At 61.0% G+C, this 19,004-nt stretch carries 14 protein-coding genes; 5 read left to right on the plus strand and 9 right to left on the minus strand.

Annotation, left to right across the window (positions count from 1 at the left end):
- Nucleotides 1-21: 21 nt before the first annotated feature.
- Nucleotides 22-618, minus strand: coding sequence for a HutD/Ves family protein (locus AO388_RS12350; protein ID WP_058416533.1), 597 nt, complete (start codon nucleotides 616-618; stop codon nucleotides 22-24).
- Nucleotides 615-1,325: a histidine utilization repressor gene (gene hutC / locus AO388_RS12355; protein WP_161420743.1), complete on the minus strand. Its 711-nt coding sequence runs from the start codon at nucleotides 1,323-1,325 to the stop codon at nucleotides 615-617. Before hutC ends, AO388_RS12350 begins: the two co-directional genes overlap by 4 nt.
- A 204-nt stretch (nucleotides 1,326-1,529) precedes the next feature.
- Here hutC and AO388_RS12360 point away from each other — a divergent pair, with 204 nt between their 5' ends.
- Entirely contained in the window at nucleotides 1,530-2,894 is a 1,365-nt protein-coding gene (locus tag AO388_RS12360; protein ID WP_058416534.1) for a formimidoylglutamate deiminase, read from the plus strand.
- Between the two features lie 89 nt (nucleotides 2,895-2,983).
- Here the strand turns inward: AO388_RS12360 and AO388_RS12365 are convergent, their stop codons facing one another.
- The 7 genes from AO388_RS12365 to AO388_RS29165 form a co-directional block, all read right to left on the minus strand.
- Nucleotides 2,984-3,562: a lipocalin family protein gene (locus tag AO388_RS12365; protein WP_003432336.1), complete on the minus strand. Its 579-nt coding sequence runs from the start codon at nucleotides 3,560-3,562 to the stop codon at nucleotides 2,984-2,986.
- 3 nt (nucleotides 3,563-3,565) lie between these two features.
- A complete protein-coding gene (bamE, locus tag AO388_RS12370) occupies nucleotides 3,566-3,820 on the minus strand; it encodes an outer membrane protein assembly factor BamE domain-containing protein (RefSeq protein WP_003403102.1) in 255 nt (84 codons plus the stop codon).
- A 251-nt stretch (nucleotides 3,821-4,071) separates the two neighbouring features.
- Nucleotides 4,072-5,082 carry a class 1 fructose-bisphosphatase gene (locus AO388_RS12375; protein ID WP_003341445.1) on the minus strand — a complete coding sequence of 337 codons (1,011 nt, stop codon included), beginning with the start codon at nucleotides 5,080-5,082 and terminating at the stop codon, nucleotides 4,072-4,074.
- Nucleotides 5,083-5,216: 134 nt separating this feature from the next.
- Nucleotides 5,217-6,566, minus strand: a complete 1,350-nt coding sequence (locus tag AO388_RS12380) for a DUF3999 domain-containing protein (protein WP_058416535.1) — start codon at nucleotides 6,564-6,566, stop codon at nucleotides 5,217-5,219.
- A 26-nt stretch (nucleotides 6,567-6,592) separates the two neighbouring features.
- Nucleotides 6,593-9,397: a DUF2339 domain-containing protein gene (locus AO388_RS12385; protein WP_058416536.1), complete on the minus strand. Its 2,805-nt coding sequence runs from the start codon at nucleotides 9,395-9,397 to the stop codon at nucleotides 6,593-6,595.
- 267 nt (nucleotides 9,398-9,664) lie between these two features.
- Nucleotides 9,665-12,115 (minus strand): glycogen/starch/alpha-glucan phosphorylase, encoded by a 2,451-nt coding sequence (locus AO388_RS12390; RefSeq protein WP_003365946.1) that lies wholly within the window; start codon nucleotides 12,113-12,115, stop codon nucleotides 9,665-9,667.
- A 65-nt stretch (nucleotides 12,116-12,180) separates the two neighbouring features.
- Nucleotides 12,181-12,318 carry a hypothetical protein gene (locus AO388_RS29165; protein ID WP_154583503.1) on the minus strand — a complete coding sequence of 46 codons (138 nt, stop codon included), beginning with the start codon at nucleotides 12,316-12,318 and terminating at the stop codon, nucleotides 12,181-12,183.
- 77 nt (nucleotides 12,319-12,395) lie between these two features.
- On the opposite strand from AO388_RS29165, the gene pip reads away from it, so the two are divergent.
- The 4 genes from pip (at nucleotide 12,396) to mdoH (ending at nucleotide 18,626) form a co-directional block, all read left to right on the plus strand.
- Nucleotides 12,396-13,367: a prolyl aminopeptidase gene (gene pip, locus AO388_RS12395; RefSeq protein WP_003365948.1), complete on the plus strand. Its 972-nt coding sequence runs from the start codon at nucleotides 12,396-12,398 to the stop codon at nucleotides 13,365-13,367.
- 39 nt (nucleotides 13,368-13,406) lie between these two features.
- Nucleotides 13,407-13,844: a D-aminoacyl-tRNA deacylase gene (dtd, locus tag AO388_RS12400; RefSeq protein ID WP_058397805.1), complete on the plus strand. Its 438-nt coding sequence runs from the start codon at nucleotides 13,407-13,409 to the stop codon at nucleotides 13,842-13,844.
- 263 nt (nucleotides 13,845-14,107) lie between these two features.
- Nucleotides 14,108-16,051 carry a glucan biosynthesis protein G gene (locus AO388_RS12405; RefSeq protein WP_003432358.1) on the plus strand — a complete coding sequence of 648 codons (1,944 nt, stop codon included), beginning with the start codon at nucleotides 14,108-14,110 and terminating at the stop codon, nucleotides 16,049-16,051.
- Nucleotides 16,044-18,626, plus strand: coding sequence for a glucans biosynthesis glucosyltransferase MdoH (gene mdoH / locus AO388_RS12410; protein ID WP_054081252.1), 2,583 nt, complete (start codon nucleotides 16,044-16,046; stop codon nucleotides 18,624-18,626). Before AO388_RS12405 ends, mdoH begins: the two co-directional genes overlap by 8 nt.
- Nucleotides 18,627-19,004 lie beyond the last annotated feature (378 nt).

Raw genomic sequence — 19,004 nt, forward strand, 5'->3', positions numbered from 1 at the left:
ATCGTAATGCCAGGAATGCGGTTACTGGCCTGTGGCAGTGAGCTCAATCAGGCAGCAACGGCTGGCGCGAGGCGATTGCAGTTCGACTTCGAGCAGACCGCCAGCATTGTCCACCTGAGCGCAATCGTGTTTGCCAAGAATTTCCCACGGCTGGCTGTCGACGCTGATCGCCACTTGCTCGGCCATACTGAACAGCACCAGGGTGCTGGCAGAGCTGAACAGGCGTTGCGGGTGACGCACGTCTATCCAGTGCAGACGTGCAGTGTAGCGGTGTGGGGCGTAGATCAGGTTGAAATCGCGAATCGGCCCGTCCAGCAAGGTGCAATTGACCTGGCTGTCACCGCTGAATGCGAACGGGTCCGATGGCAGCAGCGGACGACTGCTCAGACCATCCACGTCCAGCGTCATGCCCGTGCCCTGCAGGACGGTGATGATGCGTTGATAACCGGCGAACACCGAAAAGCCGCCCGAGGTTTCGATGTCGGCAATCGACAGCCGCCAACCGAAACCGTCCAGATCCTGGCCGGCGTCGCGAGCGATCTCTTCCGTGCTGCCACCGCCGTTTTTCCACGGCATGCGCGGGTAGTCGACGGCGCGCAAAATGCGGGTCTGGTTCATTTGGTAAAGCGTCCTTCCAGGCGATGACGGGAGCCGGGGTGGATCAGGCGCGCAGCGGTAACCGGCTGACGACCAGACCAGGTCCGACGGCGAATCAGCAGGCAGGGCTCCCCCGCCTCAATCTGCAACAGCCTGCATTCATCGGCTTCGGCGAGAATCGCCTCGACCACATGCTCGCCTTCGGTGAGCGGCGCAACCTGCGAGAGGTAGGCGTAAGGCGTCTGCAGGGTAAAGTCCTGCCGGAGGTAGTCCGGAGCGACCTGGGCGTTCACGAAGCGGTCCTCGATCTGCACCGGGATGTCGTTCTCGTAATGCACGATCAGCGAGTGGAAAACCCGCTGGCCTTCGCGCATGTCCAGCGCCAGGGCGCGCTCGGAGCCAGCGGCTTCCTCCTTGAGGACCATGACCTTGCACGTGTGGCGATGGCCGCGCGCGGCAATCTCGTCGGCAATGTTATGCACTTCGAACAGCGCCGACTGGCTCTTGGGCTCGGCGACAAAGGTGCCGACGCCCTGCATGCGCACCAGCAGGCCCTCGGCGGTCAGCTCGCGCAGTGCCCGGTTTATGGTCATGCGGCTGAAGCCCAGTTGCGTCACCAGTTCGCTTTCCGACGGCACACGGTGATGCGGCGGCCAGGTGCCGTTCTGAATCTGCAGAGCGATCATCTGTTTCACGCGGGCGTACAAGGGTGCGGGACTTTCGCCCATCTGGGCTGCCAGGGAAGAAGCGGCGGGCGGAGTCGACACGTGGGAGTCCTTGTTGTTCGAGACGGTGTTTTCGAGCGCATTCAGACGCTGCAAAGCGCTCACGCTAACCATTAACCTGCTGCTCGGCAAGCGTGCAGGCGGTTTACCGGTCGCTGAAACGTCTGTATATGTATATACAAATTACAGTGATGAGGTGTGAAGTCAATGTCAGCCTTCTTTGCCGAGCGCGCGTTACTCCCCGACGGCTGGGCCAGCAATGTGCGTCTGGAGGTCAGTCAGGACGGTATTTTGACCCGCGTCGAGGCCGATGCCGCTCAGCAGGGCGCCGAGAAAGTCAGCGGGCCTTTGCTGCCTGGCATGCCTAACCTGCACTCCCACGCGTTCCAGCGTGCAATGGCCGGGCTTGCGGAAGTGGCCGGCAACCCCAACGACAGTTTCTGGACCTGGCGCGATCTCATGTATCGCCTGGTGGGGCGCATCAGCCCGCAGCAGTTGGGCGTTATCGCTCGTCAGCTGTACATCGAGATGCTCAAGGGCGGCTACACCTCGGTGGCCGAATTTCATTACGTGCATCAGGACAGTGACGGCAAGCCCTATGCCGATCCTGCCGAGCTCGCGCTGCAGATCAGCCAGGCGGCCGGTTCGGTCGGTATCGGCCTGACCTTGCTGCCGGTGCTGTACAGCCATTCCGGCTTTGGCGGGCAGGCACCCAACGAAGGCCAGCGGCGTTTTATCCACAGCACCGACAGCTATCTGGATGTGCAGGCTCGTCTGCGTCCGGTTCTGGCGGCTCAGCCTGCCCAGCAACTCGGTCTTTGCTTCCACTCGCTGCGCGCAGTGACGCCGCAGCAGATCAGTGAGGTGCTGGCGGCCAGCGACCGGCAGTGTCCGGTGCATATTCATATCGCGGAGCAGCAGAAGGAAGTCGATGACTGCCTGAGCTGGAGCGGTCGGCGCCCGTTGCAATGGTTGTATGAAAACGTGCCTGTGGATAACCGCTGGTGCCTGGTCCATGCGACCCATGCCGAGGCGGATGAAGTGGCTCTGATGGCGCAATGCGGCGCGGTGGCCGGGTTATGCCTGACCACCGAGGCCAACCTCGGCGACGGGATCTTTCCGGCGGTGGACTACATTGCTCAGGGCGGTCGCTGGGGGATCGGCTCGGACAGTCACGTCTCGCTCAGTGTGGTCGAGGAACTGCGCTGGCTGGAATACGGCCAGCGTCTGCGCGATCAGCGCCGCAACCGGCTGTATCGCAGCGATCAGCCCATGGTTGGCCGCACGCTATATGACGCTGCACTTGCCGGTGGCGCGCAGGCATTGGGGCAGCAGATTGGTACGCTGCAAGTGGGTCAACGCGCCGACTGGCTGGTGCTGGATGGCAATGACCCGTACATCGCCACGGCCTCGGAAGACGCCATCCTCAACCGCTGGCTGTTCGCCGGCAGCGACCGGCAGATCCGCGACGTGGCGGTCAACGGGCGATGGGTCATACGTGAGGGGCGACACGCCGCAGAACAACAAAGCAACCGCGAGTTCGCGCAGGTGTTGAGGGAATTGCTCGGCTGATGCAAGAGAGGACGCAGAGCGTCCAGAACGGCGTGCCCACGCGGAGCATGGGCACGATAGTGTTCTTGCGGACGCTTGTTCCAGCCTGGTTACTTCTCGCCCTTGCCGATCTTCGAGTCATCCTCGCGCCAGATCAGGCGTGAGGTGTCGTAGCCTTGCTGGCGGGCCTTGCTCAGCATGTCTTCCCTGACCGATGCGGAGACGGTCGGTGTACGCGACAGCAGCCACAGGTATTTGCGATCCGGGTTGCCGACCACGGCGGTACGGTAGCCTTCGCTGACGTCCAGAATCCAGTAATCACCCTTGGCGACGCTGGGCAGCAGGCGCGAGAACCAATTGTCGAACACAACCCACAGTTTGTCGGTCTTGCCCGCAACCTGCGGCGAAGCCGTACCCGTTGCTTCTTCCCACTTGCCTTCAATCGTGCGGCAGCGGTTGGTCACTGCGATGTTGCCGTCGTCCTTGAGCGTGTAACGCGCCTCGGACTGAGCGCACTTGCGCTGGAAAAACATCGGCAAGCGGGCGATCTCGTACCAGGTACCCTGATACTGCTTGAGGTCGACGTTACCTACAGTCTTTGGCTCGAGGTTGTCAGCCGAGTGGGCAAAACCGATGGCCAAAAAGCTGGCCATGACACAAATTCCAAAACGTACCAGTACCTTGATCATGGGTTATTTCAGACCCTGACCCGAGAACAGCACCACCTTGTCCGCTGCGTATTGCACGCTGATAAAGGTGTTCTGGTCGCCCCAGGTGCAGCTCGACATGCCCAAGGCACCCGAACATTCCGTCGGGCTGCCCAGCAAGGACTCGACTTGAGCCTTGGGCATGCCAGCGGACAGTTTGGAATAGTTTTCCTGAGTGATCTTGCTGCAGGCAGCCAGCAGGACGCAGAACGAGAGTAACGCGACAGAACGCAAGGACATGGATGTAGCTCCTGAACGGAAGGGGGTCGCGTCGCAGTGCAAGCCGGTGCAGTCTGGCGCTGGCGCAGTACCGCAAGCTTAGAAGAGAAAAAGGGACTCTGGTTCCCGGACGGCGCAAGGATTTGTGCCGAGGATCAGATAGTTGGCCCGCAGACGGGGCTGAGCGAATGGCTGACTGCTCGTGTTTCAGAGCATTGGCTCACTCGGCAGTGATCGAGCATGGCCCGATCACTACCGGTGCAGAAGGCGTCTTACGCCTTGTGATACGCGGTGGCACGCTCGACTTCTTCCTTGGAACCCAGGTACACCGCTACGCGCTGGTGCAGGCCTTCAGGCTGAATGTCGAGAATGCGCTGATGGCCGTCGGTGGACGCGCCGCCAGCCTGTTCTACCAGGAAGGACATCGGGTTGGCTTCGTACATCAGGCGCAGCTTGCCCGGCTTGGAAGGCTCGCGGCTGTCGCGCGGGTACATGAACAGGCCGCCACGGGTCAGGATACGGTGCACGTCGGCAACCATCGCCGCGACCCAGCGCATGTTGTAGTTCTTTTTCAGCGGACCGTCTTCACCGGCCAGCAGCTCGCTCACGTAGCGCTGTACCGGGGCTTCCCAGTGACGCTGGTTGGACATGTTGACCGCGAACTCCTGAGTGGACTCCGGGATGGTGATGTCTTCGTGAGTCAGCACGAAGCTGCCCATTTCACGGTCCAGGGTGAAGCCTTTCACGCCATCGCCCAGGGTCAGGACCAGCATGGTTTGCGGACCGTAGATGGCGTAACCGGCGGCGACCTGTTCGGTGCCTGGCTGCAGGAAGGCCTTTTCATTCAGCGCTTCGTTCTGGCTCAGGTATTCGTTCGGGCAGCGCAGTACCGAGAAGATCGTGCCGACCGGTGCGTTGATGTCGATGTTCGACGAGCCGTCCAATGGGTCGAAAACCAGCAGGTAGGCACCCTTCGGGTATTTGCCCGGGATCTGGTAGGCGTTGTCCATTTCTTCGGAAGCCATGCCGGCCAGGTGACCGCCCCATTCGTTGGCTTCGAGCAGAATCTCGTTGGAGATCACATCGAGCTTTTTCTGCACTTCGCCCTGCACGTTTTCGGTGCCCATGCTGCCCAGTACGCCACCCAGCGCGCCCTTGGAGACGGCGTGGCTGATTTCCTTGCATGCGCGCGCCACAACTTCGATCAGGAAGCGCAGATCGGCAGGGGTGTTGTTGCTGCGAGTCTGCTCAATCAAGTAACGACTTAGTGTAACGCGGGACATGGATAGCTCCGAAAATAGGGGGTATGAAAACCCGCGCAGTTTAACGCGAGTGGCGACGTAATACTGCTATGAGACTGGCTTAAGACTGTTTCAGTTCAGATGTCAGGCGAACCGCACCTGACAGGCCGCCCGTTTTAGCGTTTTGCAGCGCGCAGCGTGCTGAATGCCATCCAGCCAAGGAACACCACGCCAAGCAGCATAAGGGCCCAAAGCCCCAGGCGTTTGAAGTCAGTAGTTTGTTGCACGGCGATCGGCGCAGCGGCCATGTTGGCCACGGTAGCCGTGGCCGGGCTTGCTGTGCCGAGAGTCGCGAGCTTCTCCGGGCTCAGGTCGGGAATCAGCGTGGCCAGCGACAGGTTGGCAGCCTTGACGCTCGGGTTGCCGATTGCCAGGGTGAAGGGCCCGTTACCGCGCGCCAGGAACACCACCTCCGTGGCAGGCACGGCCACACTCAACTGCGGCGCTTCACTGCCCAGTCCGCCGCCGCGATCATCCACCACCAGCTTGAGCTGCCGAACGATGCGTCCGGACAATTGCAACTGGTCCTGCAGGACATCGCTGTTGTTCTGCGACAACCGATACAGCAGGCCGCTGCTGATTGGCTGCCAGGGCTGCCCGGCATCGAGCCGGCCGTAGAGCGTCGCCGGTGCCAGGCTATTGGGCTGGGTGATGTCGATCCTGACGCGGCCTATCGGCAAGCCGGTGGGCAGTTGCCAGACATACTCGTTGGGGCTTTCGACGCTGCCCTTGACCGGTGGCGACCAGGTCAGCGGCGTGGCTGGAGTGTCGCTGCTGGCACTCAGCAGGTGCGCAGAGATCAGCAGCGGCGCACTGTGCGGGGAATGCCACAGCAGGCGCAGATAGCGCGCGCTCTGGCCGGGCAGGCCGACTTCGCGCTGTTCGACCACTTCGTCGGCAAACGACAGCCGTGCAACCTGTCCCTCGCCCCAGTTGCGCCAGTGCTGCAGGTCATCACTGGCTTCGATGCTGAAGTTCTGGAAGCCCTCCCGCTCGGTGCTCCAGTCGATAACCAACTGCTCCAGCGGTGCCTTGATTGCGCTGGTGTCCAGCAACCAGCCGCGCAGCACTTCTTCGCCCGCTTCGATATCGCTTTGTGGCTGGACCTCGATCACGCTGCCGTTGCTGGAGCGCTCGATACGGATGACCGGCGCGGCGTCGGCTGATTCCTGTGTGCTGTACAGGGCGAACCAGTTGACCTCAATCGGCACCGGCTCTTGTTCGGGGGCGGGTTGGCGCGGCGTGATCGAGTAAGCCTGCGTCTGGCCCTCGGCATTGAACACACGTACATCGCTCAGATCGGTCTGCCGGGCATTCAACTGGACGGCAAGCGGCAACTCGATGCGATACCACGGCCCTTCGCCGCTCAGGCTCAGCGGCGTCTGGCTGGCAAAGTCCGCCGGTTTGTCCTGAGCGAGGGCGGTTATCGCCGTGCACAAGGCCAGGCCAAGCACGGCGATCTTCATGGCAGGATGACTCAAGAACGGTTTCCTCATAGCGTGTCCGGCGCGGCAGTCGAGCCTGGGCCGGGTTCTTCGCCGGCCTCTGTGGCAGAGTGTTTCGGCGGTAATGGTGCGAAATATCCCACCACCAATAGCAAAATGCCAACACCGATGAACGAGACGATGCGCTCCATGCCGCCACGATTGCTCAGCTCGACGAAGAACAGCTTGACCACCACCATCCCGATCAACGCTGCTCCGCCCAGCCACAGCTGGCGGTTGGAGCGCATGTGACCGCCGATCATCAGGGCCAGTGCCATCAGCGTCCAGACTATCGACAACCCGGCCTGGACGCGCATCGAGTCAAGCAGCGCCCCGGTGTTCCATGGCACATCAGCCCAATGATGCGCCGTGCGCATGACCATTGTCGTGACCAGCGGGAACAGCGAGGCGCCAGCCACCAGCAACGCAGCGTTACCAAGGCGCATGACCTGTTTGCGCAGCCACAGGCAGACCCCTGCCAGTGACAATAGCAAACCGATTTCCAGCGGGTTGAACAGCGGGATATATGGCAGTGGTTCCGCCGCGCCGTCGCTCAAGGTATTCGCCAGCCAGAACCACGCCAGCATCAACACCGCTAGCGGCGCAGCGGCACCGAGGTGATAGGCTTCGGGGCAGGCTTTTACCGGCCACGGCCATTGGCGCGCCGAGCTCATCGCCAGCAGGAACAGGCTCGGCAGAATCGCCCAGCCCAGCCAGCGCCAGGCGTTGTAATGTTCGGACAGTTGCAGCAGGCCGAAGCGCAGTTCCAGAGCCAGCACGGCGATGATCAGCAGGCAGCCCGCGGTGTGAGCGACACGTCGTGCGAGGATGGGCTGCCGGTCTGCCAGATAGCGCAGAGTCAGCAGATGCACGGCGAACACCACCAGCCAGGCCAGCCAGCCCCAGTGGGCGGCGGGGTGGTAATGTTCACTCAGCGAGCCCGACAGTAATGCTGCGCTGACGGGCGTAAGCGTGCTGCACAGCGCGGCGAGGTCTGGCCAGCGCAAGCGTACGGACAGCACTGTCCAGATTGCCACGCTGAGCGCGGCGGCGATCAACAGCACAGACGTTTGCACTCCAATGGGAACGTACAACTGCACGACGCTGATCAATGAAACCGACCACCAGATCGCACCCCATACGGTCAGTACGGTTCTGGCGACTTTTTGATCGATAAGGGTCAGGGTGTTGAAGCGGTACGCACTCCAGGCACTGACCAGCGCACCGATGGCCAGGATCATCGGCGTCCAGTAGTCGTCAGCCGAGTCGGCGCTGCCTGACGCATTGATCAACATCACGCTGGCGCACAGTTGCAGCAGCAGGCCGAAAGCCTGTGCCAGCTTGCGCTGCTGCCGCAAACCCAGCCAGAAAATCGCCGCGCCTTCCACAGCCCACGCGCTCGTCGTCCACTGAGAACCCAGGCCCAACGGGATCGCCAGCGTGGCAAACACCACGCCCAGCGCCAGGCAGGTTTCCATCAGCAAGGCGGTTTGGCCCGGTGCACGTGCTGCCAGCCAGCGTGCCAGCGCCATGTAGATCAAGCCCAACCCAAGCGCGCTGAACGCAGCGCCGAATTCCAAATGCTCGACGAGCGCATATTGCAGGCCGAAGCCGACTATCGGCGTGCCCAGCAACAACGTGCCGTCGACGTAATCGCCCTGACGCGCAGCCCAGCGCAGCATGGCTTCGCGAGTATGGTCAGGTGGCGCGCTGTCCAGTTCGAGCAGTTTGCGGCGGGCAAACAGCAGGCCGATGGCCAGATACATCAGGAAGAACACCATCAGAAAGGGCTCGGTGCTCCAGAACAATGCCGGAGTGTAAGCCTGCAGGCCCCAGGCGAAGCCGATGCCGAAAGTGCCGAAGAAGCCGATCAGGTTGAGCGTGCGCCAGGCCTTGAACCATGCGATGGCGATGATGCCCGCATTGAGTAGGGCAAAGTAACTGAACAGCGAGATATGGCTACCTTGCCCGGTCGAGGCCAGCAACGGTGCCGCGAAGCCGCCGAGCGCGCCAGCGCAGGCGAGTGCCAGCGAATTTTGCGTCAGCGCCAGAATGGCTGAGAAGCTGGTGATTGCGACCAGCAGCGCGAAGCCCAGGGTCGGGTCCAGCAGGGTGTGCAGTTTCATCGCGGCGAACACGGTCAGGTACAGCACCCCAACGCCTGCGCCTTGCAGCATCAAGGCGTAAGGACCGTTGCGCCTGCGCAGCCACCAGCCCAGACCGAGCAGGGCCAGCGCACTGGCGGCGACTGCGGCGTAGCGTGCTTCAAGCGGCACGACCATGCCCTCAGTGGCATAGCGCAGCAAAAACGCCAGGCCGAGGAACAGCACCACGACACCCACGCGCAGCACTGCATTCCCGCCCAACAGCCAGTCTTTTGCGGCGTTGATCGCGCTGTCCAGCGGGTTGGTTTTTGCTGTGTTGGTTGGCTCGTGTATCGGCGGGGCGGGCTCGACAGGTGTTGCTACCTGCGGCGCTTCGTCCGGCAGGTCCCAGATCAGCTCGGGGCCGTCGCCGGGTGCTTCGACAATGATCGCATCGAGTGGAAGCGGCGCAGGGTCCTGCGCAGGCGGTACGCCAGGCGCGGACTGACGTTCGAGTGCGCTCAGGCGCTGTTGAAGGGCGTCGAGGGATTTGCGGTTTGCGAGCAGTTGTTGCTGCTGATCAGCCGATTGCCTGCCAAGCACGCGCACGCGAATGCCGGCCCACACGGCCCAGCCCATGACTGCACCAATCAGTGCACCGGCCCACTCGTCATAACTCAGCGAATAGCCCAGCGCAGCGCCGCCCAACACCAGACAAATCCAAAGCACGCGACGACATCCTTTTCGATGTGTGAAGGTTCATCGAGCGCAGTATATAGGGGCGGGCGGACATCGTTTGTAATGTTTTATGCCGGGGGCACCAGAGTCTCTGCAGGACTGAGACAGATCCTCGTGGCGCTTGTGGGAGTGAGCTTGCTCACGAAGGCGTCGTCTCGAGCGCCTTCTTTACGGAGACCTTAATGGCCTCTTCGCGAGCAAGCGAAGCGTCGCCCGGCTCGCTCCCACTGGGGTTGTGAGTCTTTTCAGGCTCTGACGTCAGTCCAGCGCCTTCCAAATGTCTCCGGCGTACTCGCGGATGGTCCGGTCCGAGGAGAACCAGCCCATGCGTGCGGTGTTGAGGACCGCCGAGCGCCACCATTCCTTGGAGTCGTGCCAGCGCTCTTCGACCTTGGCCTGGGCCGCCCAATACGAGTCGAAGTCAGCGCAGACCAGGAAGCGGTCATACGCCAGCAACTGATCGATCAGCCCCACATAACGGTTCGGATCATCCGGCGAGAACACACCGCCACGGATCGCCTGCAGGACATCGTTCAAGCGTCCGGAGGCGGCCACATCGTCGTGCGCGCTGAATTCACCTGCACGCTTGCGGGCTTCGACCTGTTGCGAGGACATGCCGAAGATGAACATGTGCTCCAGCCCGACCTGCTCGCTCATCTCCACGTTGGCACCGTCCAGCGTACCGATGGTCAGTGCGCCGTTGAGGCCGAACTTCATGTTGCTGGTGCCGGACGCCTCCAGGCCTGCGGTGGAAATCTGCTCGGACAGGTCGGCCGCCGGGATGATGCTCTCCGCCAGGCTGACGTTGTAGTTGGGCATGAACACCACTTTCAGCAGACCGCGTACGGTCGGATCGTTGTTCACGGTCCGTGCGATGTCGTTGGTCAGCTTGATGATCAGCTTGGCCGAGTGATAACTGGCCGCCGCCTTGCCGGCGAAGATCTTCACCCGTGGCACCCAATCGGTACCCGGCTCGGCGCGAATGGCCTGATACAGAGCAACCGTGTGGAACAGGTTCAGCAACTGGCGTTTGTATTCGTGAATCCGCTTGACCTGAACGTCAAACATCGCGGCAGGATTGACGGCAATGCCCAGGCGCTCGTGAATGATCGCGGCCAGCGCACGCTTGCTGTGCAGGCGTTGATCGGCCATCTGCTTGCGGAACGACGACTTCTCGGCGAACGGCTCGAGCTCTTTGAGGCGCGTCTCGGCGTTGTCCAGAACATCCTCGCCGAGTGACTCGACAAGCATCTCGGTCAGCTTCGGGTTGGCCTGGAACAGCCAGCGGCGGAAGGTGATGCCGTTGGTCTTGTTGTTGATCCGCTCCGGGTAGATCTTGTGCAGCTCGGCGAACACGGTCTTGCGCATCAGCTGGGTGTGCAGCGCCGAAACGCCGTTGACGCTGTGCGAGCCGAGGAACGCCAGGTTGCCCATGCGTACCCGACGACCGTTGTCTTCTTCGATCAGCGATACGGCACGCAGTACGTTGACGTCGTCGACGCCTTTGGCGCGCAGTGTGTCAATGTGCTGCGCGTTGATCAGGTAGATGATCTGCATGTGGCGCGGCAGCATCCGCTCCATCAGACCGACCGACCAGGTTTCCAGCGCTTCAGGCAGCAGGGTGTGGTTGGTGTAGCCGAGGGTGCCGACGGTGATTTTCCACGCGGTGTCCCACGGGATGTTGTGGTTGTCGATCAACTGACGCATCAGCTCGGCCACTGCGATCGAGGGGTGCGTGTCGTTCATCTGAATCGCCGCGTGCTCGGACAGATCCGTCAGCGTGGCGTGTTGGTTCAGATGGCGGCGCAGCAAGTCCTGCAGCGACGCGGAGACGAAAAAGTATTCCTGACGCAGACGCAGTTCCTGACCCGCTTCGGTTGCATCGTTCGGGTAAAGCACGCGGGAAATGCTTTCGGCGCGCACCACTTCGGCAACCGCGCCGAAGTGATCGCCGGCGTTGAAGCGTTCCAGGTGCAGGTCTTCTACTGCACGGGCGCGCCACAAGCGCAGCGTGTTGACGCTCTTGCCACGCCAGCCTACCACCGGGGTGTCATAGGCGATGGCCCGAACGGTCTCGCCCGGACGCCATACCTGACGCGAGTCGCCTGCTTCGGTCGGGACCGTGTCGACGCTGCCGCCGAAGCCAATGGAGTAAACCACCTCAGGGCGTTCGAATTCCCATGGGTTACCGAAGTCCAGCCAGTTCTCGGTTTGTTCCTGCTGCCAGCCATCGACGATGCCCTGACGAAACAGGCCGTGCTCGTAACGAATGCCGTAACCATGACCCGCGATACCCAGGGTCGACATGCTTTCCATGAAGCACGCCGCCAGACGACCCAGGCCGCCGTTACCCAGTGCCGCATCCGGTTCAAGCAGGCGGATGCGCTCGATGTCCACACCCAGTTCGGTCAGCGCCTCGCGAGCGACTTCGAGCAGGCCGAGGTTACTGAGGCTGTCGTACAGCAGCCTGCCTATCAGGAATTCGAGAGACAGGTAGTAAACGCGTTTCTGAACCTTGCGATAGATCTGCCGCGTGTGGTCCATCCAGTGTTCGACCATGTGGTCGCGGGCGGCAAGGGCAACAGCTTCAAACCAGTCATGCTCAAACGCATGGTCGGGGTCCTTGCCCACCGAGTAGGTGAGTTTGGCGAGCACAGCGGCGCGAAAAGCGGCCACATCAGCGTCACGAACAAGTGGTTCCTGAGACATCGGTAAAACCTCAAGTAGTCTGACGAATGGAAAACGGGATTCTTAGACTGTAGGCGTGTCGTCAATTATTTCCTGAAAAAAAGAGAAATAATTGACGGCACAGCTCTCGCTTCGACCCAGCGCAACGGCTCTGGTTCGCGCACCGTTGAAATTGGCAAAACGCTTGCATCGTTCGTTCCATCCTGATCGATGACGTGCAGCATGCTGATTCTTCGTTTCGGGTTTATGATGCCCCACGGCAGAATAATAGAAGCCTCTAAATTGGACTTATGGAGCACTTATGCAGACTTTGTACCCGCAGATCAAACCCTACGCCCGGCACGATCTGGCCGTGGAACAACCGCATGTGCTTTACGTCGATGAAAGTGGCTCGCCAGAAGGGTTGCCGGTGGTGTTCATCCACGGCGGCCCGGGTTCGGGATGCGATGCGCACAGTCGCTGCTATTTCGATCCCAACCTGTACCGCATCGTCACGTTCGACCAGCGCGGCTGCGGTCGTTCCACTCCGCATGCCAGCCTTGAAAACAACACCACCTGGAAACTGGTGGAAGACCTTGAAGCGATCCGCGAGCACCTCGGGATCGACAAATGGGTGTTGTTCGGCGGTTCGTGGGGCTCGACCCTTGCCCTGGCGTATGCACAGACCCATCCCGACCGCGTGCATGCGCTGATCCTGCGTGGCGTATTCCTTGCCCGTCAGCAGGAAATCGACTGGTTCTATCAGGCAGGTGCCAGCCGTCTGTTCCCGGATTATTGGCAGGATTATGTCGCGCCGATTCCGCTGGACGAGCGTGACAACATTCTGGCTGCCTTCCACAAGCGGCTCACCGGGCCGGATCAGATTGCCCAGATGCATGCCGCCAAGGCCTGGTCGACCTGGGAGGGGCGTTGCGCCACCTTGCGGCCCAATCCGCAAGTGGTCGATCGCTTCGCCGAGCCGCACCGTGCGTTGTCCATTGCGCGCATCGAATGCCACTACTTCATGAACAACGCCTTTCTGGAAGACAACCAGCTGATTCGCGACATGCCGAAGATCGCGCACCTGCCGGCAATCATTGTCCACGGTCGTTACGATGTCATCTGTCCGCTGGACAATGCGTGGGAGCTGCACCAGAACTGGCCTGGCAGCGAGCTGCAGGTGATTCGCGAGGCCGGGCACTCGGCAGCCGAACCCGGTATCGCCGACGCACTGGTGCGGGCTGCTGCAGAGGTTGCGCGCAACCTGCTCGACCTGCCGCCCGAAGAAGCGTGACAGTGATCCGGTATTGGTTTTGAGTCTGGAAAGGCATCTATGAAAGGTTTGTTGCAGCGCGTGCGAAGTGCGCGCGTCGAAGTCGGCACTGAGGTCGTGGGTGCGATTGAACAGGGCCTACTGGTGTTGGTGGGAATAGAGCCTCAAGACACCCGCGCCAGTGCCGATAAGTTGCTGCACAAGTTGCTCAATTATCGAGTGTTCAGCGATGCCGAGGGCAAGATGAATCTGTCTTTGCGCGAGGTGAGTGGCGGCTTGTTGCTGGTTTCCCAGTTCACGCTGGCTGCAGACACCAAAAGCGGGTTGCGCGCGGGCTTCTCGAAAGCCGCGCCTCCAGCGCTGGGTGCCGAGTTGTTCGACTATCTGTTGAGCCAGGCCAGAATCGCGCATCCCACGGTAGCGGCGGGCCAGTTTGGTGCAGACATGCAGGTGCACCTGATAAATGATGGCCCCGTGACATTTTTGTTTGATACATAAGCTACGATTTCACTTTGTCCCCCTGAATTCATCTGTCTTGCGGGAATAAATTTCTTTGTCATACCTGATGCGTTGTGGCGCGTGCTACTGGATAATCGCGCGCTACGGGGATCGACACTGTTGGTCCATTTGGTATGACAAAAGCGGTTCTGACACCGGGTTGGGGAATCATTAAGCCCATTCGGAGTCGGAACAATGCTCGCCAACCCGGCATTGATAGCTGGCCGTTGGTTTTTTCATCTGTTTTTCGGCGAGGGTTGCTCGTGATTGTTAGTCCCTGTGATGCTCCAAAGACACCTGTCAAGCGGTTGCGTAGTGCACTTCTGGCAAGCTCGGCCCTTGTATGCCTGTTCAGTGCAGGTCAGCTGTGGGCGTTCAACCTTGATGATGTAGCGGCGAAGGCCAAAGAAATGGCCGGGCAGAAGTTCGAGGCTCCGAGGAGCAATCTGCCGAACGAGCTGCGCGACATGAAGTTCGCCGATTATCAGAAGATCCGCTTCCGTGATGACAAGGCCGAATGGGCGGGCGAAAAGACTCCGTTCAAAGTGTCTTTCTACCACCAGGGCATGCACTTCGACACGCCGGTCAAGATCAACGAAGTGACCGCGACCAGCGTCGACGAGATCAAATACGACCCGAGTCGTTTTGACTTCGGCGATCTGAAGATCGACCCAAAATCCACCGAGAAACTGGGTTATGCCGGTTTCCGTGTCCTGTATCCGATCAACAAGGATGACAAGCAGGACGAAATCATGACCATGCTGGGCGCGAGCTACTTCCGCGTGATCGGCAAGGGTCAGGTTTATGGCCTGTCCGCGCGCGGCATGGCGATCGACACTGCCTCGCCGTCCGGTGAAGAATTTCCGCGCTTCAAGGAATTCTGGATCGAGAAGCCGGGCCCGGATGACAACCATCTGGTGATCTTCGCACTGCTCGACTCGCCGCGTGCCACTGGCGCCTATCAGCTGACCCTGCGTCCGGGTACCAACACCCTGGTTGACGTGAAGTCGCGCATGTTCCTGCGTGACAAGGTCAACAAGCTGGGCGTTGCTCCGCTGACCAGTATGTTCCTGTTCGGCGCCAACCAGCCTTCGCGTGTGCCTAACTACCGTCGTGAACTGCACGATTCCAGCGGTCTGTCGATCCAGGCGGCCAACGGTGAGTGGCTGTGGCGTCCGCTGAACAACCCTAAACATCTGTCCATCAGCAGCTTCTCGGTCGAGAACCCGCGTGGTTTTGGTCTGCTGCAACGCGGCCGCGACTTCAGCCAGTACGAAGACCTGGATGACCGCTACGACAAGCGCCCAAGTGCCTGGATCGAGCCGAAGGGCGATTGGGGTAAAGGGACTGTCGAGCTGGTCGAAATCCCGACTGCCGACGAGACCAACGACAACATCGTGGCCTACTGGAAGCCTGAAACTCTGGCAGAACCTGGCCAGGAAATGGCGTTCGACTACCGTTTGCACTGGACCATGCAGGAAAACTCGATCCACTCGCCGGATCTGGGCTGGGTCAAGCAGACCCAACGCTCCATCGGTGACGTGCGTCAGTCCAACCTGATCCGTCAGCCGGACGGCAGCCTTGCCTTCCTGGTCGACTTCGTGGGCCCGGTTCTCGCCGCACTGCCGGAAGACAAGACCATTCGCAGCCAGGTGACCACTGACGACAACGTCGAACTGGTGGAAAACAACCTGCGCTACAACCCGGTCACCAAAGGCTACCGCCTGACCCTGCGGGTGAAGGTCAAGGACTCCAGCAAGCCGACCGAAATGCGCGCCTACCTGTTGCGTGAAATCCCTGCCGAGCCAGGCAAGGAGCCTGCGCTGCTCGTGGCTGACAAGGCCGAAGAGAAGAAGGCTGCCGCCAAGGAAGCTGCCAAGCCGGCAGTCGCCAAGGAGTCCGCCAACGACCAGGTAGAAATCGCCAAGGCCGATGCGCCGAAGGCCGAAGCTGCCAAGCCTGAGACTGCCAAGTCTGAAGCTGGCAAGGCTGACGCAGCAAAAGCTGACGCAGCCAAAGGCAAAGGCGAAGTCGCCAAGGCCGACGCAAGCAAAGCCGACGCATCCAAGGCTGAAGTAGCCAAGGATAAAGACGGTAAAGAAATTCAGCAGCCTGAAACCGAGGCAGCGCCCACCCATCCGGAACCGGCCAAGACGTTGCAAGTCATGACCGAGACCTGGAGCTATCAGTTGCCGAGCGATGAGTAATTCTCTACCGGTGCCAATGTCTCTGAACGAGTACCTGGCGCATTTACCGATGAGCGACGAGCAGCGGGCAGAACTTGCCAGCTGCACGACCTTCGCCGAATTGCATGAGCGACTTTCCGCGCAGCCGGTCACTGACCCTGCCGAGGCCGCTCAGGCTTCGGTGGGTCGCCGTCTGACGCTGACCACTGCAGATCAGTTGGAGGACGCTGAGATGCTCGGCGTCGATGCCAGCGGTCGCCTGTGCCTCAAGGCGACACCGCCGATTCGCCGGACCAAGGTCGTGCCAGAGCCATGGCGCACCAACATTCTGGTGCGCGGCTGGCGTCGCCTGACCGGCAAGACCAACCCGCCCAAGCCCGCGCATGATGATCTGCCGCGGGATCTGCCGAAGGCGCGCTGGCGCACCGTCGGTTCGATCCGTCGCTACATCCTGCTGATCCTCATGCTGGGCCAGACGATCGTGGCTGGCTGGTACATGAAGGGCATCCTGCCGTATCAGGGCTGGTCGCTGGTTTCGCTCGACGAAATCACCCGTCAGACCTTCGTGCAGACCGCCTTGCAGGTCATGCCTTATGCCTTGCAGACCAGTATCCTGTTGCTGTTCGGGATTTTGTTCTGCTGGGTATCGGCCGGTTTCTGGACCGCGCTGATGGGTTTCCTTGAGCTGCTCACCGGTCGCGACAAATATCGCATCTCGGGTGCCAGTGCTGGCAACGAGCCGATCGAAAAGGGCGCACGTACTGCGCTGGTCATGCCGATCTGCAACGAGGACGTGCCTCGGGTTTTCGCCGGTCTGCGCGCTACGTTCGAGTCGGTAGCTGCCACGGGTGACCTGGATCGTTTCGATTTCTTCGTGCTCAGCGACACCAACGAAACCGACATCGCCGTTGCCGAGCAACAGGCGTGGCTGGACGTGTGCCGCGAGACCAAAGGTTTCGGCAAGATCTTCTATCGTCGCCGTCGCCGCCGCGTAAAACGCAAAAGCGGCAACCTCGACGACTTCTGCCGTCGCTGGGGCGGTGAATACCGCTACATGGTCGTGCTGGACGCCGATAGCGTCATGAGCGGTGAGTGTCTGACCAGTCTGGTTCGCCTGATGGAAGCCACGCCGGACGCCGGTATTATCCAGACCGCGCCACGTGCGTCGGGTATGGACACGCTGTATGCACGCATGCAGCAGTTCGCTACCCGGGTCTATGGCCCGCTGTTCACCGCCGGTCTGCACTTCTGGCAGTTGGGTGAATCCCACTATTGGGGTCACAACGCGATCATCCGCATGAAACCCTTCATCGAGCACTGCGCCCTGGCGCCGTTGCCCGGCAAGGGCGCGTTCGCCGGTGCGATCCTCTCCCACGACTTCGTCGAAGCTGCGCTGATGCGCCGTGCCGGCTGGGGCGTGTGGATTGCGTACGACCTGCCAGGCAGTTACGAAGAGTTGCCGCCCAACCTGCTGGACGAACTCAAGCGTGACCGTCGCTGGTGCCACGGCAACCTGATGAACTTCAGGCTGTTCCTGGTCAAGGGCATGCATCCGGTTCACCGTGCGGTGTTCCTGACCGGTGTGATGTCTTATCTGTCGGCACCGTTGTGGTTCTTCTTCCTCGTGCTGTCCACGGCCCTGCTGGCGGTGAACACGCTGATGGAGCCGACCTACTTCCTTGAACCGCGTCAGCTGTATCCGCTGTGGCCACAATGGCACCCGGAAAAAGCCGTCGCGTTGTTCTCGACGACCATCGTCCTGCTGTTCCTGCCTAAACTGCTCAGCGTCATTCTGATCTGGGCCAAGGGCGCGAAAGGCTTCGGTGGCAAGTTCAAGGTCACTGTTTCGATGCTGCTGGAAATGCTCTTCTCGGTGCTGTTGGCTCCGGTGCGCATGCTGTTCCACACCCGCTTCGTACTGGCCGCTTTCCTGGGCTGGGCCGCGACCTGGAACTCGCCGCAACGCGACGATGACTCCACGCCGTGGATCGAGGCTGTGAAGCGCCACGGTCCGCAAACCCTGTTGGGCGCGTGCTGGGCCTTGCTGGTGTTCTGGTTGAACCCAAGCTTCCTGTGGTGGCTTGCGCCGATCGTGGTGTCGTTGATGCTGTCGATTCCGGTGTCGGTGATTTCCAGCCGTACCAATCTGGGCGTCAAGGCGCGTGACGAGAAGTTCTTCCTGATTCCTGAAGAGTTCGAGCCGCCGCAAGAGCTGATCTCGACGGATCAGTACACCTACGAGAACCGCTGGCATGCGCTGAAGCAGGGCTTCATTCGGGCTGTGGTCGACCCGCGACAGAACGCTTTGGCTTGCGCCCTGGCAACGTCGCGTCACCGTCAGGCTCAGCCGATTGAAGTGGTGCGTATGGAACGTGTTGATCAGGCACTCAAGGTCGGCCCGGCAAAACTCGGCAATCAGGAACGCCTGATGCTGCTGAGCGACCCGGTCGCCCTTGGCCGCTTGCACGAGCGCGTCTGGAGCGAAGGTCACGAAGAGTGGCTGGCCGCGTGGAGAGCTTCCATCGAAGCCGATCCGCATGCGCCTTTGCTGCCTTTGCAGCCTGTAGGTAAAGCATCGGAGCCGGTCCCGGTCTAAAACCGCCCGGCTACGAAAAGAGCCCCTGACGCCTAACGCGTCGGGGGCTTTTTTATTGGGCTTTGTGGCACATACATGCACAGGACATGGTCAAGACGTGTTCTCCAGAACCCCGATCGTTCCTCACGCTCCAGCGTGGGAATGCGGTTCACGAAGCTCCGCGTCGCAAGAGGACGCAGAGCGTCCAGACCGGCATACCCACGCGGAGCATGGGTACGATAGTGTTATTCCTGCCGACGATCGTTCCTCACGCTCCAGCGTGGGAATGCAGTTCACGACGCATCGCGTCGCAAGAGGACGCAGAGCGTCCAGACCGGCATGCCCACGCTGGAGCCTGGGCACGATGGTGTTATCCCTGCCGACGATCGTTCCTCACGC

This window comes from Pseudomonas sp. ICMP 10191, from assembly GCF_001467335.1.
GTDB lineage: Bacteria > Pseudomonadota > Gammaproteobacteria > Pseudomonadales > Pseudomonadaceae > Aquipseudomonas > Aquipseudomonas cerasi.